The organism is Variovorax saccharolyticus, from assembly GCF_030316765.1.
Taxonomy (GTDB): Bacteria; Pseudomonadota; Gammaproteobacteria; order Burkholderiales; family Burkholderiaceae_C; genus Variovorax; species Variovorax saccharolyticus.
Window position 1 is genome coordinate 1 of the sequence record NZ_JASZYT010000010.1, and the last position, 20,946, is coordinate 20,946.

Annotated in this window: 21 protein-coding genes; 6 read left to right on the forward strand and 15 right to left on the reverse strand. The window is 69.3% G+C overall.

Translation table 11 applies throughout. The features are described 5' to 3' along the window. Nucleotides 1-249: 249 nt before the first annotated feature. A complete protein-coding gene (locus QTI45_RS26495; protein WP_286656448.1) occupies nucleotides 250-1,605 on the forward strand; it encodes an LLM class flavin-dependent oxidoreductase in 1,356 nt (451 codons plus the stop codon). Between the two features lie 20 nt (nucleotides 1,606-1,625). On the opposite strand, the gene QTI45_RS26500 is transcribed toward QTI45_RS26495, so the two are convergent. Next, complete coding sequence (locus QTI45_RS26500) at nucleotides 1,626-2,207, reverse strand: cupin domain-containing protein (RefSeq protein ID WP_286656449.1); 582 nt, start codon at nucleotides 2,205-2,207, stop codon at nucleotides 1,626-1,628. Nucleotides 2,208-2,241: 34 nt separating this feature from the next. Next, nucleotides 2,242-3,066, reverse strand: a complete 825-nt coding sequence (locus QTI45_RS26505) for a MetQ/NlpA family ABC transporter substrate-binding protein (RefSeq protein ID WP_286369704.1) — start codon at nucleotides 3,064-3,066, stop codon at nucleotides 2,242-2,244. Nucleotides 3,067-3,292: 226 nt separating this feature from the next. On the opposite strand from QTI45_RS26505, the gene QTI45_RS26510 reads away from it, so the two are divergent. The 5 genes from QTI45_RS26510 (at nucleotide 3,293) to QTI45_RS26530 (ending at nucleotide 7,933) form a co-directional block, all read left to right on the forward strand. Further along, a complete protein-coding gene (locus QTI45_RS26510; protein WP_444813313.1) occupies nucleotides 3,293-4,114 on the forward strand; it encodes a MetQ/NlpA family ABC transporter substrate-binding protein in 822 nt (273 codons plus the stop codon). 17 nt (nucleotides 4,115-4,131) lie between these two features. After that, nucleotides 4,132-5,118, forward strand: coding sequence for an aliphatic sulfonate ABC transporter substrate-binding protein (locus tag QTI45_RS26515; RefSeq protein WP_286369705.1), 987 nt, complete (start codon nucleotides 4,132-4,134; stop codon nucleotides 5,116-5,118). A gap of 40 nt (nucleotides 5,119-5,158) precedes the next feature. Continuing rightward, entirely contained in the window at nucleotides 5,159-6,355 is a 1,197-nt protein-coding gene (solA, locus tag QTI45_RS26520) for an N-methyl-L-tryptophan oxidase (protein WP_286656450.1), read from the forward strand. A gap of 11 nt (nucleotides 6,356-6,366) precedes the next feature. Then, nucleotides 6,367-7,326, forward strand: a complete 960-nt coding sequence (locus QTI45_RS26525) for a ketopantoate reductase family protein (protein ID WP_286656451.1) — start codon at nucleotides 6,367-6,369, stop codon at nucleotides 7,324-7,326. A 106-nt stretch (nucleotides 7,327-7,432) separates the two neighbouring features. After that, nucleotides 7,433-7,933 carry a hypothetical protein gene (locus tag QTI45_RS26530; RefSeq protein ID WP_286369708.1) on the forward strand — a complete coding sequence of 167 codons (501 nt, stop codon included), beginning with the start codon at nucleotides 7,433-7,435 and terminating at the stop codon, nucleotides 7,931-7,933. Between the two features lie 19 nt (nucleotides 7,934-7,952). On the opposite strand, the gene QTI45_RS26535 is transcribed toward QTI45_RS26530, so the two are convergent. The 13 genes from QTI45_RS26535 to QTI45_RS26595 all read right to left on the reverse strand — a co-directional run bounded on the left by QTI45_RS26535 (nucleotide 7,953) and on the right by QTI45_RS26595 (nucleotide 20,928). Continuing rightward, on the reverse strand, nucleotides 7,953-8,825 hold the full coding sequence (locus tag QTI45_RS26535; protein ID WP_286369709.1) for an ABC transporter permease: 873 nt from the start codon (nucleotides 8,823-8,825) through the stop codon (nucleotides 7,953-7,955). Then, nucleotides 8,822-9,649 carry an ABC transporter ATP-binding protein gene (locus tag QTI45_RS26540; RefSeq protein WP_286656694.1) on the reverse strand — a complete coding sequence of 276 codons (828 nt, stop codon included), beginning with the start codon at nucleotides 9,647-9,649 and terminating at the stop codon, nucleotides 8,822-8,824. The genes QTI45_RS26535 and QTI45_RS26540 overlap by 4 nt, the downstream gene beginning before the upstream one ends. Before the next feature lie 89 nt (nucleotides 9,650-9,738). Next, entirely contained in the window at nucleotides 9,739-10,752 is a 1,014-nt protein-coding gene (locus QTI45_RS26545; RefSeq protein ID WP_286656452.1) for an ABC transporter substrate-binding protein, read from the reverse strand. Nucleotide 10,753: 1 nt separating this feature from the next. Beyond that, nucleotides 10,754-11,764 (reverse strand): ABC transporter substrate-binding protein, encoded by a 1,011-nt coding sequence (locus tag QTI45_RS26550; protein WP_286656453.1) that lies wholly within the window; start codon nucleotides 11,762-11,764, stop codon nucleotides 10,754-10,756. 22 nt (nucleotides 11,765-11,786) lie between these two features. Further along, a complete protein-coding gene (locus tag QTI45_RS26555; protein WP_286656454.1) occupies nucleotides 11,787-12,647 on the reverse strand; it encodes a TauD/TfdA dioxygenase family protein in 861 nt (286 codons plus the stop codon). Between the two features lie 131 nt (nucleotides 12,648-12,778). Further along, entirely contained in the window at nucleotides 12,779-14,653 is a 1,875-nt protein-coding gene (locus QTI45_RS26560) for a family 2A encapsulin nanocompartment cargo protein cysteine desulfurase (RefSeq protein WP_286656695.1), read from the reverse strand. Between the two features lie 93 nt (nucleotides 14,654-14,746). Then, on the reverse strand, nucleotides 14,747-15,685 hold the full coding sequence (locus QTI45_RS26565; protein WP_286656455.1) for a family 2A encapsulin nanocompartment shell protein: 939 nt from the start codon (nucleotides 15,683-15,685) through the stop codon (nucleotides 14,747-14,749). 67 nt (nucleotides 15,686-15,752) lie between these two features. Beyond that, nucleotides 15,753-16,022 (reverse strand): helix-turn-helix domain-containing protein, encoded by a 270-nt coding sequence (locus QTI45_RS26570; protein WP_286369715.1) that lies wholly within the window; start codon nucleotides 16,020-16,022, stop codon nucleotides 15,753-15,755. Beyond that, nucleotides 16,019-16,951 carry a serine O-acetyltransferase EpsC gene (epsC, locus tag QTI45_RS26575; protein WP_286656456.1) on the reverse strand — a complete coding sequence of 311 codons (933 nt, stop codon included), beginning with the start codon at nucleotides 16,949-16,951 and terminating at the stop codon, nucleotides 16,019-16,021. Before epsC ends, QTI45_RS26570 begins: the two co-directional genes overlap by 4 nt. Nucleotides 16,952-16,988: 37 nt before the next feature. Next, entirely contained in the window at nucleotides 16,989-17,468 is a 480-nt protein-coding gene (locus tag QTI45_RS26580; protein ID WP_286369717.1) for a rhodanese-like domain-containing protein, read from the reverse strand. A 118-nt stretch (nucleotides 17,469-17,586) separates the two neighbouring features. Next, nucleotides 17,587-18,942, reverse strand: a complete 1,356-nt coding sequence (locus tag QTI45_RS26585; RefSeq protein ID WP_286656457.1) for an LLM class flavin-dependent oxidoreductase — start codon at nucleotides 18,940-18,942, stop codon at nucleotides 17,587-17,589. After that, nucleotides 18,939-19,802 carry a CmcJ/NvfI family oxidoreductase gene (locus QTI45_RS26590; RefSeq protein WP_286656458.1) on the reverse strand — a complete coding sequence of 288 codons (864 nt, stop codon included), beginning with the start codon at nucleotides 19,800-19,802 and terminating at the stop codon, nucleotides 18,939-18,941. The genes QTI45_RS26585 and QTI45_RS26590 overlap by 4 nt, the downstream gene beginning before the upstream one ends. Nucleotides 19,803-19,830: 28 nt before the next feature. After that, on the reverse strand, nucleotides 19,831-20,928 hold the full coding sequence (locus QTI45_RS26595; RefSeq protein WP_286656459.1) for an ABC transporter substrate-binding protein: 1,098 nt from the start codon (nucleotides 20,926-20,928) through the stop codon (nucleotides 19,831-19,833). Nucleotides 20,929-20,946 lie beyond the last annotated feature (18 nt).

A 20,946-nucleotide genomic window follows, 5' to 3' on the forward strand; every position in this document is an offset into this window, starting at 1 on the left:
TGGCGCGCGCAGCATGGTCGTGAACGGCGTCAACTACTACCAGGCCGGACCGACCTGGTACAAGCCCTACTTCGGCTCCAGCGGCGTGTACTACGAGGTCGTGCCGGCGCCGTAGGCCGGGCCCTAGCATTGCCGCCGCGACCGCTGCGGCGGCATAGGTGCGCCGCGCATATCGATGCGCGCGAATCTTCGTTCGCCCGGCGCGAGGGCGGCCCTACAGTGCGGTGCCTGCCCCTGCGATCCTCCAAGATGAACCGCTCCCGCGCCGCGCGCGCGCCACGCCGCCTGCACCTCAACGTCAACATCCTTCACTCGGGCTTCCTGCCCTCGGCCTGGCGACCGGCGGGCAGCGACCCGCGCGCCTTCATCGACGTGCAGCACTACATCCGCGTCGCGCAGATCGCCGAGGCCGGCAAGCTCGACGCCGTGTTCCTCGCCGACAACGCGGCCATCGTCGAGCAGATCCACTTCCGGCCGATCACCGCGCTCGAACCCACCGTGCTGCTGGCGAGCGTGGCCGCGGCGACGCGCCATATCGGGCTGATCGCCACGGCATCGACCAGCTACAACGAGCCCTACAACATCGCCAGGCGCTTCGCCACGCTGGATCACGTGAGCGGCGGGCGCGCAGGCTGGAACGTCGTCACCACCGCCGACCTGGCCTCGGCGCGCAATTTCGGCCGCGACGCGGTGCCCGACCACGCCCAGCGCTATGCGCGGGCGGCCGAATTCACCTCGGTCGTCAAGGCGCTTTGGGACAGCTGGGAAGACGACGCCTTCATCGGCGACCAGGCCGCCGGCCGCTTCATCGACACCGCCAAGGTGCAGCCTGTCGCACACCAGGGGGAATTCTTCTCGGTGCAGGGGCCATCGACCCTGCCGCGCACGCCGCAGGGCCATCCGGTGCTGGTGCAGGCCGGTGGCTCGGGCGACGGCCGCACGCTGGCGGCGCGCCACGCGGAGGCGGTGTTCTCGGCCTCGCAATCGTTCGAGGAGGCGCTGGCCTATGCGCGCGACCTCAAGTCGCGCGCCGAAGCGCTGGGCCGGGGTCCCGAAGCACTGCGCGTGCTGCCGGGCCTGACCACCATCATCGGCGACACCGAGGCGGCCGCGCGCCGCCGCCGCGACGAACTGGTCGACCTGATCCCCTGGGACTACAGCCTGGCGCGACTGGCCGGCATCCTCGGCATCACGCCGGATCGGCTCGGGCTCGACCAACGCCTGCCCGAGAACCTGCCGCTGCCCGGCGGCGGCAATGGCAACCACACCTTCTTCAATGCCACGCTGGCGACAGCCAGGCGCCTCGACCTGACGACCCGCGAACTGATCCGCGAACTCGCGGGCGGCGGCGGCCACCGCGTGATCGTCGGCACGCCCGAACAGATCGCCGACGACATCGAGCGCTGGTTCAGGGCCGGCGCCGCCGACGGCTTCAACCTGATGCCGGACGTGCTGCCCGACGGCCTGCAGGCCTTCGTCGAGGGCGTGGTGCCGCTGCTCCAGCAGCGCGGCATCTTCCGCACCGATTACGAAGGCCCGACGCTGCGCGATCACCTGGGACTGGCGCGGCCGCCGGGCCGAAGCGCCGAGCGCGCCGCGGCCTGAGGCGCAGCGCTGCCGGCCGGCTATTCGTCGGCGGCGTGGCCGGTCAGCTCGAGCATCGTGTCGACGAACTCGTCGAGCGAAGGCAGCCCGGCATCGCCTTGTCCGTGCGGAGCCGGCCCGATGCCCGCGCCGGGCTGCGACAGCACGAGCAGGTCGAGCTCGGGCGCTTCGCCGGCATCGCGCAGATGCCGCAGGCCGGCCGGGATCGCCAGCCACTCGCCGGCTTCGCAGAGCACGGCCAGATACCCGCTCGCCGCCTGGAGGTAGACCAGCAGCGTGCCTTCGAGCACCCAGTGCACCACCCAGCCATCGCGTGCGTCCAGCCGCCGCCAGCCGCGCCGGCGTTCGGGCCAGTGGGCGGCTTCGGGCAGGAGCCGGATGCGCTCGACGGATCCGGTCCCGAAGCGCGCGCCGAACTCCGCGACCTCATCGCGCCGGCTGTCGAGCAAGGCTGCCAGCGCGGCATCTGCCGGCCAGGGCGACTCGACCTTCGATCGCCCCCAAGCCGCGCCGAGCCGCTCGACCCTGCCGAGCAGCAGGCTGTCGCACACATGGGTCTCGGCCCAGTTCGCCTGGGCATCGAATGCAACCAGCACACCCATGGCGTGTCTGCCTTGGCCCGGCGGCGCCTGTCGCCTACTGCAGGAAGGTGGGCTTGGCGTAGCCCTGGAACTTGCTGTCCACCACGCTCTGGAAATCCTTGGAGCGATAGGCTTCGACCAGGTCCCTGGCCCACGGCGCGTCCTTGTCGGCGCGCTTCACCGCGACCACGTTGAGGTAGTGGTCGGGCGTCTTCTCGAGGGCCACCGCTTCGGTGAGCTTGAGGCCGGAGGAGATCGCGAAATTGCCGTTGATGATCGCGTACTCCGTGTCGCCCAGCGAGCGCGGCAGCTGCGCCGCCTCGAGCGGGATGAACCTGAGCTTGCGCGGGTTCTCCGCGATGTCCTTCTCGGTGGCGCGGATCGGGTCGATGCCGGCCTTCAGCGTGACCAGCTTGTTCTGCTCCAGCAGCACCAGCGCGCGGGCCAGGTTGCTCGGGTCGTTGGGCAGGGTGAAGCGGTCGCCTTCGCGCGCTTCGGCCAGGGTCTTGCGCTGGGTCGAGTAGACGCCCAGCGGCGCGATCGGGCCCTGCACCAGTTCGACGATGTCGAGCTTCTGGTCGGCCGCGAACTTCTTGAGGTAGACGAGGTGCTGGAAGAAGTTGGCGTCGAGCGAGCCCTGTGCCAGCGCCAGGTTGGGTTGCACGTAGTCGTTGAACTCGACCAGCTTCACCTTGTAGCCCTTCTTCTCGAGGATCGGCACGATGCCGGCCTTGAGCTGGTCGATGTTGGAGCCGGCGGTGCCGCCGATCACCAGCTCCTTCTTGGCCGCGGCCTGGGCCTGCGCTTCGAGCGAGAGGCCACCGAACGACAGTGCGAGCACCGAGAGGGCGAGGATGGAACGACGAGCAAGAGAGGTCATGGGCTGGTTGCGGCCCGCCGATCGGGCCGGGTAAAGCCAGCGAGTATCGGGGCCGGCCGGCAGCGGGGGAACGACGCATTCAGAGGCTGCTTATGCGGATTTCGCGCAAGGCCGATCGAACGCCGCCGCTCGACACCGAGCGCATAAGGTTGCGCGTTTTCCTTCGTTCCCCGCCGCACCGGCGGCCGGCACAGTGGCGGGTCTTCCATTCGACATGCTCATTCCCATGCTTCCTGTCCGCCGCCGCGCCGCGCTGATCGCCGCGCTCTCCCTTGCCTCCATGGCCCTTTTCACCACCAGCGGCACACTGCACGCGCAGGACAGGAAAGCCCTCAAGATCGGCGTCTCCGTCGGCAGCGGCGAGCAGATCTGGGAAGTCGTCAAGAAGGCGGCGGCACGCGACGGCCTGGCCGTCGAGGTCGTCGTGTTCAACGACTACCAGCTGCCCAACGCCGCGCTGGCGGCCGGCGATCTCGACGCCAACGCCTTCCAGCACCAGCCCTTCCTCGACAACCAGAACAAGTCGCGCGGCTTCGACATCGTGCCGGTCGGTCTCACGATCACGGCGCCGCTGGGCTTCTATTCGCGCAAGATCAAGTCGATCGATGCGCTGCCCGACGGCGCGTCGGTCGGCATCCAGAACGACCCGTCCAACGGCAACCGCGCGCTGCTGCTGCTGCAGGAGGCCAAGCTCATCACGCTCAAGCCCGAGGCCGTGAAGAACAACAACGCGACCCCGCTCGACGTGGTGTCCAACCCCAAGAAGCTCAAGCTGGTGCCGCTCGACGCCGCGCAGCTGCCGCGCTCGCTGGACGACCTGACGATCGCCTCGATCAACAACGACTATGCCGAGAAGGCCGGGCTGACGCTGGCCAGGGACGCGGTGATCAAGGAGTCGCCCAAAGGCCCGTACGCCAACATCATCGCGGTGCGCCGCGCCGACAAGGACAAGCCCTGGGCGCAGCAGCTCGTGAAGGCCTACCACTCGCCCGAGGTGAAGAACTTCATCGAGACCAAGTTCAGCGGCGCGCTGGTGCCGGCATTCTGAAGCGGGCCGATCTCTCCATGACCTCCTCCCTGTCGCGCCGCCGTGCGCTGCTCCAGGCCGGCGCCGGCGCGCTCGCCGCCGCCGCGGTGCCGGGCTTCGCCTGGGCCCAAAGCCCCGCCGCACCCGCCAGGACCCTGCGCATCGGCTACCAGAAGTTCAACACGCTCAACATCCTCAAGGGCACCGGCAATCTGGAGAAGGCGCTGGCGCCGGCCGGCGTCACGGTGGAGTGGCGCGAGTTCCTCGGCGGCAGCCAGCTGTCGGAGGCGCTCGCCGCCAACGCCATCGATTTCGGCCATGCCTCGGACGGCATCGGCGTGTTCCAGCAGGCCAGCGGCAAGGGTCTGGCGTACCTCGCGGCCGAAAGCCCGTACCCGGGCGGCGTCGGCTTCCTGGTGCCGAAGGACTCGCCGATCAGGACCGTGCGCGACCTCAAGGGCAAGAAGGTGGTCACGGGCCGCGGCTACAACACCCAGTACGTCCTGATCAAGGCGCTGCAGGCCAACGGCCTGCGCTACGAAGACATCGAGCCGGTCTACATCCTGACCGCCTCCGACAGCGTGGCTGCCTACCAGTCGGGCAGCGTCGCGGCGCTCGGCCTGTGGGACCCGTTCCTGGCCGGGGCCCAGATCGCCACCGATTCGAGGCTGCTGTTCGACGGCACGGGCCTGAGCGGCAATCGGACCTATCACTTCGCCCAGCCGGGTTACGCCCGGGCCAACCAGGCCACGCTCAGGACCGTGTTCGCCGAACTGGCGAAGGCCAACCAGTGGGCCCAGGGCAATCCGAAGGAGGTGGTGGAGCTGCTGTCGCCGCAGCTCAAGGTCGAGCCCAAGGTGCTCGCGCTCGCCACCGGCCGCCGGCAGTACGGCGTGGTCGCGCTGACGCCCGAGATCGCGCGCGAGCAGCAGGGGCTGGCCGACGCCTTCGCCGAACTCAAGCTGATTCCCAAGCCGATCGAGGTCAAGGACGCATTCCTGAACCTGGACCTGGGCCTGGCCTGATGCATCCGCATGCCGCGGCGCGGGCGGCGCGTCCAAGACCATGAAGGACTCGACCCACTACGACGCCATCGTGGTCGGGCTCGGAGCGGTGGGCGCCGCCACGCTCTGCCAGCTCGCGCGGCGCGGCGCGCGCGTGCTCGGCATCGACCGCTTCGCGCCGCCGCACGACCATGGGTCCTCGCACGGCGAGTCGCGCATCACGCGGCTGGCCATCGGCGAAGGCGAGGCCTACGTGCCGCTGGTGCGGCGTTCGCACGCCATCTGGCGCGAGCTCGAGGCCGCCACCGGCCGCTCGATCCTGACGCAGACCGGCGGCCTGGTCCTGGCGCCTCGCGACGGCGCGGCCGACCACCATGGCAAGCCGGATTTCGTGCGCCGCACCATCGCGAGCGCGCAGCGCTTCGGCATCGCCCACGAGGTGCTCGATGCCGTTGGCATCCGCGCCCGCTTCCCGCAGTTCCACCTGCAGGGCAACGAGATCGGCTACTACGAGCCCGAGGCGGGCTTCGTGCGCCCCGAGCAGGCGATCGCCGCGCAGCTCGATGTCGCGCGGGCCTCGGGCGCGCGGGTGCACGTGGACGATCCCGTGCTCGCGCTCGACGGCGGCGCAGAAGGCGAATCGGTGACGGTGCGCACCGCCGGCGCGACCCATACGGCCCGTCAGGTGGTGGTCGCTGCAGGCCCGTGGCTGCCTGAATTCCTGCCACAGGCCGCGCGCGATGCATGGCATGGCGAGTTCGAGGTGTACCGGCAGGTGATGTACTGGTTCGATGCCGGCAACGCGGCGGGCGACTTCGTGCCCGGCCGGATGCCGATCTTCATCTGGATGTACGGCGACGCGGAGGAAGACTACATGTACGGCTTCCCCTCCGCCGACGCCGGCCGGCCCGCGCTCAAGGTGGCGAGCGAGCAGTACGCCCGCACCACCTCGCCGGCGGCGCTGGCGCGCGAGGTCGACGCCGCCGAGGTCGAGGCGATGTTCCGCAGCCGCGTCGCCGGGCGCTTTCCGGCGATCGACGGGCGCGTGATCGACGCCCGTGCCTGCATGTACACCGTGACGCGGGACCGCCATTTCGTGGTCGACCGCCTGCCCGACGCACCGCAGGTGCTGGTGGCCTCAACCTGCTCGGGGCACGGCTTCAAGCACTCCGCCGGCCTCGGCGAGGCGATCGCGCAGCGCGTGCTGGGCCAGGCATCGGACTTCGATCTTCGTGCATTCGCACACCGACGGACTTGAAAGGACGACCCATGAGAATCCTCGTGGTGGGCGCTGGCGCCCTGGGCGGCTACTTCGGCGGCCGGCTGCTGCAGGCCGGCCAGGACCTGACCTTCCTGCTGCGCCCGCGACGCGCGGCCCAGCTCGCCGCCGGCGGGCTGCGCATCCACAGCCCCGCGGGCAACGCGCACCTGCCTTCGCCGCCGGTGCTGCTCGCGCATCAGATCCGGTCGACCTACGACCTGGTCATCGTGGGTTGCAAGGCCTACGACCTCGAGGGAACCATCGCCGCGTTCGCGCCCGCGGTCGGGCCCGGAACCGCGATCCTGCCGCTGCTCAACGGCCTGCGCCACCTGGACCGGCTGACCGAACGCTTCGGCTACCGCAATGTGCTGGGCGGCCTCGGCGTGATCTCCGCCGCCCTCGACGAGAGCGGGGATGTGGTGCACCTGAGCCGGGACCACACGCTGGCCTTCGGCGAACTCGACGGCGAGCGCAGCGCGCGCAGCGAAGCGATCGCGGCCGCCTTCGCCACGGCCAATTTCGAGAGCAGGCCGAGCGACAGGATCCTGCAGGCGATGTGGGAGAAGTGGGTGCACATCGCCACCCTCGCCGGGGCCACCAGCCTGATGCGCGCGAGCGTGGGCGACATCGCGCAGGCCGGGGCGCAGCACGTCGCCCTCGAACTGCTGAACGAATGCAGCCGCATCGCTGCGCACAACGGCTTCCCGCCCAGCCCCGAGGCCGTGGGCCGGACCCGCGCCACGGTCACCGCGCCGGGCTCGGCACTGACCGCCTCGCTGCTGAAGGACATCGAGCGCGGCGCCCCGACCGAGGGCGATCACATCCTCGGCGATCTGCTGCGCCGGGGCCGCTGGTCGACCGCCGACACCGTGCTGCTGCCGCTGGCCTGTGCGCAGCTGCGCAGCTACGAGGCCCGCCGCTCGCGCGAGGCCGCCGAATCCGCCCCCGCGCAACGCCTGGTCGCCTGACCCGCATCGGCTCGAGGGCCCCGCCCTGGCGCGGAGGCTTCCGACAAGATCAAGCGGCGCCGGCGTACACGGCGATGCATGCGAAGCGGCGAGCATCGCCGCACTCATGAAGCTCGTCCTCGGCCTCTATTCCGCGATCCACGCATTGATGGCGGGACTGTTCGGCATCGCGGCCCTGATGCTGATCGCCATTGCCGCCCGGGTCGCCTGGGAAGCCTTCGGCAGCAGCCTCGACGCGTCCTCCGCCGAGGCCATCATCGAGGCCATGGGCCTGCTGGCGGCGGCCGTCGTCGCCTTGCAGATTTCCCAGACGATCGCCGAGGAAGAAGTCATCCGCGATGCCCACATCAGCGCACCCACGCGCGTGCGCAGGTTCCTTTCGCGCTTCATGGTGGTGATCGTCGTTGCGGTCGCGATCGAAGCGCTGGTCGCCACCTTCAAGGCGCGCGAGGATCCCCAGCTTCTTCTCTACGCCGCGGCGACGCTCTGCGCCGTCGGGGTGATCCTGGCGGGCTGGGGCCTGTTCGTGCGGCTCAACCGGTACGCGGAGGAACTCGAACCGGAAGCGATGGCCGAGGCCAAGCGGGAGGACGCCAAGCTGAAGTAGCCCGGCGCCGACCTACCTGCTAGCGCTGCTGCCCCCACTTGCGGACCGTGAGCCGCTCCAGCGTCGCGAAGCCCAGGCTCTCGACCGCCAGGCCGATCAGCACCACCAGCGCAAGCCCTGCGAAGACGCGGTCGGTGTAGAGCTCGTTGCGATTCTGGAAGATGTACCAGCCCAGTCCGCCCTTGCCCGACGAGGCGCCGAACACCAGCTCGGCGGCGATCAGCGTGCGCCAGGCGAAGGCCCAGCCGATCTTGAGCCCCGACAGGATCGCCGGCAGCGCGGCCGGCACCAGGATCTGCAGCACGTAGCGGAATCCCTTGAGGCCGTAGTTGCGGCCGGCCATGCGCAGCGTCTCGGGCACGCCCTGGAAGCCCGCGTAGGTGTTGAGCGCCAGCGGCCACAGCACCGAATGGATCAGCACGAAGACCAGGCTGCCGCGCCCGAGGCCGAACCACAGCAGCGCCAGCGGCAGCAGCGCGATCGCGGGCAGCGGGTTGAACATCGAGGTCAGCGTGCCCAGCAGGTCGCGGCCGATCTGCGTCGACACCGCGAGCGTGGTGAGGCCGAAGGCCAGCAGCACGCCGGCGACATAGCCCTGCAGCAGCACGGCCAGCGAGATGCGAACCTTCTCGATCAGCTCGCCGCTCGCGAGGCCTTCGACCAGCGCCCGCGCGGTCGCGGTGAAGGTCGGCAGCAGCAGGTCGTTGTCCTGCCAGCGCGCGGCCGCTTCCCAGACCAGCGCGAGCACGATCAGGATCACGCCCTTGCGCAGCCAGCCCTGCGCCCAGAGCCGGGTGGCGAAGGGCAGTGAACGCTCGACCGGCAGTTCGGTGAAGGGCTCGAGGCGGCGCTCGTACTCGGGCCGCACGGGTGGGTCGATGACATAGCTCATCGCGCCACTCCCTGCGCCACCGGCTCGTCGAACAGCAGCCGATGGATGCGCTGCGCCACGGCCTGGAACTCGGTGCCGCCCTGGCTCTCGAGCGTGAAGCCGTGGCTGTTGATCTCGGCCCGCATGCGGCCCGGGTGCGGCGACAGCAAGGCGATGCGGTTGCCGACCACCAGCGCCTCCTCGATCGAATGCGTGACGAAAAGCAGCGTGAAGCGCACCTCGCTCCACAGCTCGAGCAGCTCTTCCTGCATCTTGCGGCGCGTGAGCGCGTCGAGTGCGGCGAAGGGCTCGTCCATCAGCAGCACGCGCGGCTGCATCGCCAGCGCCCGGGCGATCGCCACGCGCTGCTTCATGCCGCCCGAGAGCTGGTGCGGATGGACATCGGCGAACGGCGCGAGGCCGACCTTGTCGAGGTAGTGCAGCGCGCGCTCCGCGGCTTCCTTGCGGCCGAGCGTGCGCGACGCCAGCAGCGGGAACATCACGTTCTGCCGCACCGTCTTCCACGGCGGGAGCTGGTCGAACTCCTGGAACACCACGATGCGATCGGGCCCGGGCGCCGTGACGGCGCGGCCGTCGAGCCGGATCTCGCCCTCGACCGGCGCGATGAAGCCGCCGATCGCCTTGAGCAGCGTCGACTTGCCGCAGCCCGAAGGGCCGAGCAGCACGAAGCGGTCAGCCTCGTGGAGCTCGAAGCTCACGCGGTGCGTGGCCCGCACCACCCGCTCGGGCGTGCGGTACTCGAGGCTGACGCCGTCGACCTGCAGCAGGGCGGCGGGGTTGCCCGCCACTGCCGCGCCGTGCGTCGAAGCCGCGCCCGCGAGCACCGGCGCCGACTCGCGCTCCGCCACCGGATCCACGCTGCGCCAGAAGGCCGAGCCCGCGACGCGCGGGGCATGAAGAACGGGCGACACCATCACGATCCCGGCTGCGCGTAGGCTTCTTCGAAGAAGTAGTCCTTCCACGAAGCCGCCTTGTTCTTGACGACGCCGAGCTTCTGCAGTTCCTCGGCATAGACGAAGGTGCGGTGCGGCGACACCGTGAAGTCGTTCTCCGGGTCTTCGACGATGCTGCGCACCAGCTCGGGCGCCAGCTTCGACTTCTGCACCCGGATGAAGATCTCGGCCGCCCGGGCCTTGTCGGCCTTCACCAGCTGCGCCGCCTCGACCAGCGCGGCATAGAACGCCTTGTAGGTCTTGGGGTTCTCGTCGTGGAACTTCTGCGTCGTGTAGAGCACGTTGAAGGTGGCGGGGCCGCCCAGGATGTCGTAGGAGCTGATCAGCTTGTGGACGTTCTTGTTGGCAGCCAGCGCCTGGTAGTAGAACGGCGCGCTCGAGAAATGGGTGTTGATCTCGGACCCGCCGGCGATCAGCGCGGCGGTCGCCTCCGGGTGCGGCAGGCTCACCGAGATGGTGTCGAAGCGCTTGAAATCATCCTTGCCGAAGACCCGCGCAGTCTCGATCTGCAGGGTGCGCGACTGGAAGCCGACGCCCGCGGCCGGCACCGCGATCCGGTCCTTGTCGCTCAGGTCCTTGAGGGTCTTGACCTTCGGGTTGTTCGACAGCAGGTAGTTCGGCAGCGAGCCCAGCGCCGCGACCGCCTTGACGTTCTGCTTGCCCCGGGTGCGGTCCCACAGCGTCAGCATCGGCGGCACGCCGGCCGACACCACGTCCAGCGCGCCGGCCAGCAGGGCTTCGTTCATGCCGGTCGAACCCGAGATGCTGGCCCAGTCGACCTGGATGTCGATGCCCTGCTGCTTGCCGTGTTTCTCGATCAGCTGCTGGTCGCGCACCACGTCGAGGATCAGGTAGCCGATGCCGAACTGCTGGGCGATGCTGATCTTGCCTTCGGCCCGGGATGCCAGCGGCACGAGGCCGATGGCCGCGGCGGCGAACAGCGCGAGTCCGCGCCGAAAGTGGGGCAGGCGCATCTCAGTTGCCTCCCGAGACCAGCGCGTCGTCGAAGAAGTAGTCCTTGACCGAAGCCGGCTTGTTCTTGATGGCGCCCACGCGGTGCATGAACTCGGCCAGCGCATAGGTGTTCTGCGGCGTGGTCTTGAACTGCACCTCGGGGTTCTTGATGATCTTCAGCAGCAGATCGCGGTCGATCTTCGCGTTGCTGACCTTGATGTAGATGTCCGCCGCCTTCTCCGGGTTGGCGGTCACGAAGGCGGCGGCCTCGTTCAGCGCGTCGAGGAAGGCCTTGTAGGTCTTCGGATTCTCGCTGCGGAATTTCTCGGTCGCGTAGAGAACGGTGGCCGAGGCCGGTCCGCCCAGCACCTGGTAGGAGTTCAGGACGATGTGCGCCTGCGGATTGCCGGCCAGCTCCTGCTCCTGGAACGGCGGGTTGCCGAAGTGGGCGCTGATCTCGGTGCCGCCCTTGATGATCGCTGCCGCCGCATCGGGATGCGGAACGGCCACGCTGATCTTGTCGAGCCGCGCGAAGTCCTTGTCGCCCCACAGCTTGGCCGAGGCGAACTGCAGCACGCGCGATTGCACCGAGACGCCGACCGCGGGCACCGCGATGCGGTCCTTGTCGCTGAAGTCGGCAATGGTCTTCACCGCCGGGTTGTTGCTCACGAGGTAGTAGGGGAAGTTGCCCAGCGAAGCCACGCCCTTGACGTTCTGCCGGCCCTTGGTGCGGTCCCAGATCGTCAGCAGCGGGCCGACGCCGGCGCCGGCGATCTCGATGTTGCCGGAGAGCAGCGCGTCGTTGACGGCGGAGCCGCCCGAAAGCTTGACCCATTCGACCTTGGCGTCGATGCCCTCGGCCTTGGCGTGCTTCTCGATCAGCTTCTGCTCCTGCGCGACATTGAGCAGCAGGTAGACGATGCCGAACTGCTCGGCGATGCGGATCTGACCCTCCGCGTGGGCGGCGAGGCTGCCGGCCAGCAGGCCCAGGCCGACGGCCAGCGAAGCGGCCTTGCGTGCGATGTGATTCATGGGATGCGGTGTCCTTGGGAGTTCAATGGGGCAGGTCGCCCACGATCGTGGTGCGGTAGAGCTTGCGGCGCAGGTGGTCGGGCGTGCCGGCCGCCAGGTGCATCAGCGAGCGGTTGTCCCAGAACACGAGGTCGTGCGGCTGCCACTGGTGGCGCAAGACGAACTCCGGCTTGACGCTGTGGGCGAACAGCTCGGCCAGCAGGGCGTCGCTTTCGTCCTTCGGCAGGCCGACGATGCCGGTCGTGAAATGCTCGCTGACGAACAGCGCCTTCCTGCCGGTCTCGGGGTGCGTGCGCACCACGGGCTGCACCGCGGGTGCCACCTGGTCGATCTGCTGCTGCGAGAGCTTGGGCCGCCACGGGTTCTTCGCGCGCAGCTCCTCGTACTTGGCGAGGTAGCTGTGCTCGGCCTTCAGCGGCAGCAGGCGCGCCTGCAGCGCCGGATCGAGTGCTTCCCAGGCCAAGTGCTGGTCGGCGAACAGCGTGTCGCCGCCTTCGGAAGGCAGCTCCTGCGCATGCAGCAGCGAGCCGAGGCTGGGCCTGGTCTTGTACGAGATGTCCGAATGCCAGTAGACGCCGGCATCGCCGAGGCCGATGGGTTCGCCGTCCTGCTTGATGTTCGAGACGATCAGGATCTCGGGATGATTCGGCAGCTGGAACTGGTGCAGGACGTGGATCTCGAGCGGCCCGAAGCGGCGGCTGAACGCGACGTGGTCGGCCGGCGACACCTGCTGGTCGCGGAACACCACCACGTGGTGATCGAGGTGGGCGCGGTGGATGCGCGCGAAATCGGCGTCGTCGATCGGCTTGGAGATGTCGAGGCCGACGATCTCGGCGCCGACCGGGGCGTCGAAGGGACGGATCTCGAAAGACTGGGCAGGCATGAAGAAAACTGTTGTGGATGAGAGCGACCCGCGACTTTAGGTGTCGCGTTTGCTATCAGGAACAACCGTTTTCTCGCTTGCTTATGAAAAAACTATCTGAGACGCCCGCCGCGCCACGTCCCCGCAGCGGGTCAGCCGGCCCTGCGCTGGGCCGCCAGCTTGCGCACCACCGCCACCAGCCGGTCGATCTCGTCGAAGGTGTTGTAGAACGCGAGCGAAGGCCGCACCGTGGTCTCGACGCCGAAGCGCCGCAGGATCGGCTGGGCGCAGTGGTGCCCGGTGCGCACCGCGATACCCTCGTCGTTGAGCGCGTGGCCCACCTCCTCGGTGCTGTAGCCGGCCAGCACGAAGGACATCACGCTGGCCTTGTCGTCCGCGGTGCCGATCAGCCGCACGCCCGGGATCGCGCCCAGCTGCTGCATGCCATACACCAGCAGCTCGTGCTCGTAGCGCGCGATGTTCTCGATGCCGACCCGGTTCACGTAGTCGATCGCGGCGCCCAGACCCACCGCGTCCGCGATGTTGCCGGTGCCGGCCTCGAACTTGTTCGGGATCGGCTGGAACACCGTTTTCTCGAAAGTCACGTCGGCGATCATGTTGCCGCCGCCCTGCCAGGGCGGCATGTCCTCGAGCAGCTCGCGCTTGCCCCAGACCACGCCGATGCCTGTCGGTCCGAACACCTTGTGGCCCGAGAACACGAAGAAGTCGGCCCCGATGTCCTGCACGTCGACCCGCATGTGCGAGACCGACTGCGCGCCGTCGACCAGCGCCACCGCGCCGGCGCGGTGCGCGAGCTCGACGATCTCCTTGACCGGCACCACCGTGCCGAGCGCGTTCGAGACCTGCGTGACGGCGACGATCTTCGTGCGGTCGTTGAGCAGCTTGCGGTACTCGTCGAGCAGCACCTGGCCCGAGTCGTCGACCGGGATCACGCGCAGCTTCGCGCCCTTGGCCGATGCGAGCTGCTGCCACGGCACGATGTTGGCGTGGTGCTCGAGGTTGCTGACGATGATCTCGTCGCCCTCGCCCACGTGCTGGCCGCCCCAGCTCTTGGCCACCAGGTTGATGGCCTCGGTGGTGCCGCGCACGAAGATCACTTCGTCGACCTCCGGCGCATTGATGAACTTGCGCACCCGCTCGCGCGCGCCCTCGTAGGCATCGGTCGCGCGGGCCGCGAGTTCGTGCGCCGCGCGGTGGATGTTCGAGTTCTCGTGCTCGTAGAAATACGAGATGCGGTCGATCACCGACTGCGGCTTGTGCGTGGTGGCCGCGTTGTCGAACCAGACCAGCTGCCGGCCGTTGACGCGCTCCTGCAGGATCGGGAAGTCGCGCCGCACCGCATTCACGTCGAAGGGCTGGCGCTGGCCGGCCGCCACCGCCGGCACGTCGCCGTGCGGCGAGGGCTTGGCCGGCGTCACGTAGCCGCTGGTGAGGCGCACCGAGTCGACGAAGTAGTACTGCGGCTGCGCCGAGGCTTCGGTCGCCGGCACGGACGGCACTGGCGGCTTCGCCCCCGGCAGGCCCTGGACAGCGGCGGCATCGGGCCGCGCGAGCGGCAGGCCCGCCAGCGCATCGTGCACCCGCGGCGCGCTGTCGGTGCCCCGGCCGCCGGCCGAGGGCTGGCCGTAGCTGTCGCCCAGGAAGTAGAACGGCGACGACTGCGAAGGCGTTGCCGCCAGCGCTTCGGGCACGCCGAGAACGGCGCCGCCCAGGCGCGGCTCGTAGGCCGGCAAGGCGCCCAGCAGGTTCTCCGGCACGCCGTTGCCGGCCTGCGCGTGCGGCTGCAGCGCCGGTGCGCGGTTGCCCAGCGACAGCACCTGCGTCGGCGAAGCCGGGATCAGGTTGCTGCCCGGCAGCTGGCCTTGCGGGATCGGCGTGCCCGGCACGCTGGGCCCGAACCCGGCCGGGCTCGCGAGCGGCGAGCCGGGCGGCGCGAGTTGCGAAGGCGCCTGCACGCCGGGCGGCTCGGCCTGGCCCGGCAGGGCCGCGAACAGCTGGCTCGCCATCCGCGCCAGCACGGCCGGGTCGAAGGGCGCCTCGGTCTGCTGTGGCACTTGGGGCAGCCCCGGTGGAGAAAGTGAGGTGCTCACTGCGCGGCTTTACTTGTACGTGTCGAGGACGGTGTAGTCGTGGTACTTGCCGATCTCGACGTCGTCGAGCACGGCCAGTGCGTCGCTGGTCAGCACCGCGACCGAGCAGTACAGCGAGATCAGGTAGGACGCGATCGCATGATTGTTGATGCCCATGAAACGCACCGACAGGCCCGGGCTCTGCTCGCCGGTGAGCCCCGGCTGGAACAGCCCGACCACGCCCTGGCGCTTGTCGCCCACGCGCAGCAGCAGGATCTTGCTCTTGCCGTCGGCCACCGGCACCTTGTTCGACGGGATCAGCGGAATGCCGCGCCAGGTGATGAACTGCGAGCCGAACAGGCTCACGGTCGGCGGCGGCGTGCCGCGGCGCGTGGCCTCGCGCCCGAAGGCGGCGATCGCCAGCGGATGGGTCAGGAAGAAGGCCGGCTCCTTCCAGACCTTGGTCAGCAGCTCGTCGAGGTCATCGGGCGTCGGCGCGCCGGTCAGCGGGAAGATCCGCTGCTCGTCGGTCACCTGCGACAACAGGCCGTAGTCCGGGTTGTTGATGAGCTCGCTCTCCTGGTTCTCCTTGATCGTCTCGATCGTCAGGCGCAGCTGCTCCTTGATCTGGTCGTGCGGGCTGCTGTAGAGGTCGGAGATGCGGGTGTGGACGTCGAGCACCGTGCTGACCGCATTGAGGTAGTACTCGCGCGGCTTCTCCTCGTAGTCGACGAAGGTGCGCGGCAGCTGGTTCTCGCTTTCCTTGGCCGTGCAGACGACCTGGATCGACTCGGGATTCTTGACCTTGTTGAGGCGGTAGATGCCGGCCTCGACCGGAACCCATTGCAGCAGGTGCGTGAGCCAGCGCGGGCTGATCGTTTCGAGCTGGGGAACGCTCTTGGTGGCATTGGCTAGCTGGCGGGCGGCGTTGTCGCCAAGGGCGGTGGTACCACCGACGGTTGCGGTCATGGGGAGGGACTCCGTGGTTTCAAGAAAGGACGATTGCAGGAAAGTGTCCGGGGATCCGGGTTTTCCCTCAACGGGCTATAGCCGCCAAACTGATGAGCTGGCCGGCACGCTGCTGGTCGAGCAGCTGGCAGCGCGAGAGCAAGGCGGCGACGTCGATCTGCAATGCGAAGGCCAGCTTCTCGGCCGTGACGATCGAGGCGATCACGCGGCCGCGCTCGATCTCGCCGACATAGGAACGATCCAGTTCCGAGCGTTCGGCCAGCTGCACCTGCGACCAGCCGTTCTGCACCCGCAGCTGGCGCACGGTCACGCCGAAGCGCTCGACCAGCGCGCTCACCGCGCGGCCACCGCGAGGGCTTCGCCGACCGGCGCGGCGTTCTGCACGCCGGCCTGGGTCACGCTGGCGCCGGCCGGCACGTCGCCGGTCAGCCAGACGTTGCCGCCGATGACCGCGCCGCGGCCGATCGTGACCCGCCCGAGGATCGTCGCGCCCGCATAGATCACGACCTCGTCCTCGACCACCGGATGCCGCGGCAGGCCCTTCTGGAGCAGGCCGTGGGCATCCACGGGAAAGCGCTTGGCGCCGAGGGTCACCGCCTGGTAGACCCGCACGCGCTGGCCGATCACCGCGGTCTCGCCGATCACGACACCGGTGCCGTGGTCGATGAAGAAGCCGCTGCCGATCTGCGCGCCCGGATGGATGTCGATGCCGGTCTGTCCGTGGGCCAGCTCGGCCACGATGCGCGCCAGCAGCGGCAGCTGCAGCCTGTAGAGCTGGTGCGCCAGCCGGTGGTAGATCATCGCCAGCACGCCCGGATAGCACAGCAGCACCTCGTCGACGCTGTGCGCCGCCGGGTCGCCCTGGTAGGCCGCGGTCACGTCGCTGTCGAGCAGCCGGCGAATGCCCGGCAGGGCGGCGCCGAATGCATGCACGGCCTCGCGCGCCTGGGCATCGATCTCGGTCGCCGCGCGCGGCGCATGGCGCCCGACGTACTGAAGTTCGAGCCGCGCCTGCTCCAGCAAGGCATGCAAGGCGGCATCCAGCGTGTGGGCGACGTAGAAGTCCTCGCCGTCGTGGCGCAGGTCCGAGGGGCCGAGCCGCATCGGAAAGAGCGCGCCCTTCAGCTGCTCGATCACCACCGACAGCGCGTCGCGCGACGGGAACTCCCGACCGGCGGGCTCGCGCGAACGCTTCTGCGCATCGCGCCATTCGCCGCGCACGCTGCGCAGCGCCCCGACCACCTGGTCGACATCGAATCCCGACATTGTTTTCCTCCTCGATTCGGTCGCGCGCCGCGCGTGCTCAGTCCTGGACCCAGGGCAGCTTGTGAAAGCGCCAGCCGTCGGCCGAGCCGCGGTGCTGGTCGGCATCGATCTCGCCCTCGAATCCCTCCAGCACGTTGAAGACATGTGTGAAGCCCGCCTTGGCCGCCGCCTCGGCCGCCAGCGCCGAGCGCTTGCCGCTGCGGCACAGCAGCAGCACCACGGCGTCCTTGCCGCCGTCCTTGGCCAGCTTGGCCTCCAGCTCGCGCACGAAGCGCGGGTTGCGCGTCAGCGCGGTGCCGGTGGCCCATGGCACATGCAGGCTCTCGGGCACGTGGCCGACGAACTTGCGTTCCTCGCCCGAACGCACGTCGACCAGCACCGCTTCGCGCCGCTGGACCAGCTGCCATGCGACCGGCGGCGCGACGCCGCCGGCATAGGCCAGGTTGTGTTGCTCGGCTGCGGCCTGGGCTTGCTCCAGCGCGGCCGGAAGTGCGAGGGTCTCGACGTCCGATGACATGAAAGGATGCTCCGTTGTAGGGTGGTTGCTTGGCTCGCCGTGATGGCGATAGCCCACTTTAGGCGTCGTCACAGCCAGCACAAACTACTGAAAAGTCAATTCTTAACAACCATCTCATCTATGGGCCCGTGGCCCGATGCCGTGCACCAGGATGGACGGGCCGCGCCAGTCCCAGGTGCTCGCGAAGCGTGCGGCCCTCGTAGGCCGTGCGGAACAGGCCGCGCCGCTGCAGCTCGGGAATCACCAGCTCGGCAAAGTCCTTGAGGCCATGCGGCAAGGTCGGCGCCAGCACGTTGAAGCCGTCGGCCGCGCCGGTGCTGAACCAGTGCTCGAGCTGGTCGGCGATCGATTCGGCGGTGCCGACCAGGGTCCAGTGGCCCCGTGCACCGGCCACCTTCTCGTAGAGCTGGCGGATCGACAGGTTCTCGCGCCGGGCCATTCCCTCGAACAGTTCCTGCCGGCTCTTCCAGCCTTCCGTGACCGGAAGGTCCTGCGGAAAGGGCCCGTCGATGTCGTAGCCCCTCAGGTCGACATTGCCGAGGAAGGTCGACAGCAGGCCGATGCCCAGCACCGGATCGATCAGGCCCTGCAGCTGCTCGAACTTCTCCTGGGCCTCCTGCTGGCTGCGGCCGACGAAGGGCGAGATGCCGGGCAGGATCTTGAGCTGGTCGGCGTTGCGGCCGTGCGCGGGGAGCCGGCCCTTGAGGCCGCCGTAGAACGCCCTCGCCGCCTCGGCGCTCTGCTGCGCCGTGAACACCACCTCGGCCGTGGCAGCGGCCAGGTCCTGGCCATCGCCCGAAGAACCCGCCTGCACCAGCACCGGATAGCCCTGCGGCGATCGCGGCGTCTGCAGCGCGCCATGCACCTTGTAGTGCTCGCCCTGGTGCGCCACGCGGTGCAGCCTGGCCGGGTCGAAGAAGCGGTTGGCCTCCTTGTCGTGGATGAAGGCATCGTCCTCCCAGCTGTCCCACAGGCCCTTGACGACCTTCACGTACTCGTGGGCGCGGGCATAGCGGTGCGCATGCGCGAGCTGCTGGTCGAGGCCGAAGCTGCGGGCCTCGAAGTCGCTGCCCGATGTCACGAGGTTCCAGCCGCTGCGGCCCTGGCTGACCTGGTCGAGCGCCGCGTACTTGCGCGCCAGGTGATAGGGCGGCAGGTAGGTCGACGAGACCGTGGCCACCAGCCCGATGTGCGTGGTCGACTGCGACAGCGCCGCCAGCGTGATGAGCGGATCGAGCGGATACCACAGCGCATTCTTCGCCACCACCTCGTCGGGCGGGCCCGGCATGCCCACGTTGTCGGCAAAGAATATGGCGTCGAACTTCGCGTCCTCCGCGATGCGCGTCCAGGCCTTCAGCGACTCGATGCTGCTGGCCGCGCCGGGGTCGACGTCCGGGTGGCGCCAGGCCGCCAGGTGATGGCCGACGCCGAAGAAGAAGGCACCGAGGTGCATCTGCCTGCGCGGATTGCTCATGCGGCCTCCGGGGCCCAGAACACCAGCGCCCGCAGCTCGATGCTGCGGCGCGGCGCCGCGTCGGCGGGCGTGTCGGGAAGGTCGAAGGCGGTGTGCGCCGTCAGCCGCGCGGTCCCGTCCTCGCGCGAGTCGTAGATCTTCAGCAGCAGCGCCTCGTCGCTGCGCAGCCGCGGAAACCAGTACCAGCGGTGATCGGGGTTGTGCAGGAACGAATAGGTCTCGCCGACCTTGTCGGGATAGACCAGGTCGCTGGGCACCAGGTCCGAGGGCGCGATCGAGCGCGCATCGCAGAGCGCCAGCGGCAGCCGCTCCACGGTCGCCAGCGGACGCCACAGGTTGATGATCGCGAAGCGGTGCTGCAGGCGTTCGGCCGCCTCGTCGGCCGGCAGATGGTCGCGCACGCGGCGCGGGCCCGAGACAAGGGTCTGGTCGTTGTGCACCCGCTGCACGGGTTCGCGCAGGCTCCGCGTGGCGCGCGAGCCGTTGGCGCTGTCGCGCAGCGTGTGATCGAAGACGACCACCTTCTCGGCACCGGTCTCGGCCCGCAGCAGTTCGGCCGACTCCGCGTAGTACTGGTCGCGGATGAGCGCATCGTCGCTGAAATCAGCGACGCTGCTGCGGTGCGCGAGCGGGGAGAAGCCGCTGCGATCGAGCGACAGTTCGCCCAGCGCTGCCAGCGCCCGGCCGTCCTGGATCGTCACCCGTTGCGGCCGTATGTCGCCGGTGCTCCAGGGCACGCCCGCGGGCGGCTCGAAGGTGTAGCTGACCGGGCGGGCAACGCCCGGCGCCAGGTAGTTGAGCTCGGCCTTCACGGCCGGGATCGTCGCGGCGCCGGGCCACGGGTTCAGGACGGCACTCATGGCTGCTCCCGGCCAGCGGTCCGGCCGCTCATCGCGCCGCCACCAGGCCGGCGGCATTGGTGGGTGCCCAGTAGCCCTCGAGCTTGAGCTCCTTCAGCGCGCGGTTCAGGAAGGAGGGATCGACCCAGGCCTGCGCATCGAAGGTCTGGCGGATGATGCCGACCTTCTTCGCGCCGTCGATCACGTCGGCGTAGTGCGACACGAAGCCGTTGTCGAGCAGCGGCGAGTAGCGGTCCTTGAGGATCGTCCCTTCGAAATCGGTGGCGAACAGCGCCACCGGCAGGCCGCTGATGTCATGGAAGCGGGCGAACAGTTCATTGCGCTTGCCCTCGTCGAGCGAGGCCGCATGCGCCTGCCGGACCAGCACCTTGACCAGCCGCGTGAGCGCCTCCGGGTACCTGGTCGCGAAATCGTCGGTCGCGATCGTGCCCGAGTTGATGCCGTAGATCGGCCCCTTGCCGCGGGTGCTGACCGGGATGTCGGCCGTCCCCGCGAGCTTCAGCAGCTGCAGGTCGGAGCCGCCGAAGGTGGCATCGATGTCCTTGCTCACGAGCGCCGCCTTGGAGGTCGGCCAGTCGAGATTGGTGAAGCGCACGTCCTTCTCGGTCAGGCCCTGGTCTTCGAGCAGCCGGTTGAACGAGAGCTGGTAGGCCGTCCCGCGCAGCACCGCCACCCGCTTGCCCTTCAAGTCCTTGAAGCTCTGGATGTTCGAGCCCAGCGCGGTCGCGAGATAGCTGTTGCTGCCGCGGCCGCCGGCATGCACCACCCGGGTCTTGAGGCCACTGGCGCGGCCGATGACGCCCGCCAGGTCGCCGAGGAAGACGACGTCGAGCTGGCCGGTGGCGAGCGCCTCGTTGATGGCCGGGCCGGCGCCCTTGAAGAACTTCCATTCGACCTTGACGCCGTCCTTCTCGAACTCGGCCTCGATCGCCTTGCTCGCGTAGGCCAGCGACACCGGCCCGGCACCGGCGAACGACTTGCCGGCACTGCCCTGTTCGGGCGCCGCCAGGCGGATCACCCGTGGCAGGTCGGCGGCATGCGCGGCGGCCGCTCCTCCCAGGGTGGCGAGGGCGACGGCGAAAGCCACGAACGGCCGGCGGCCGACTGAAGCGAGAGAGAAGCTCATGGGAGGGTCCTGGGTTCG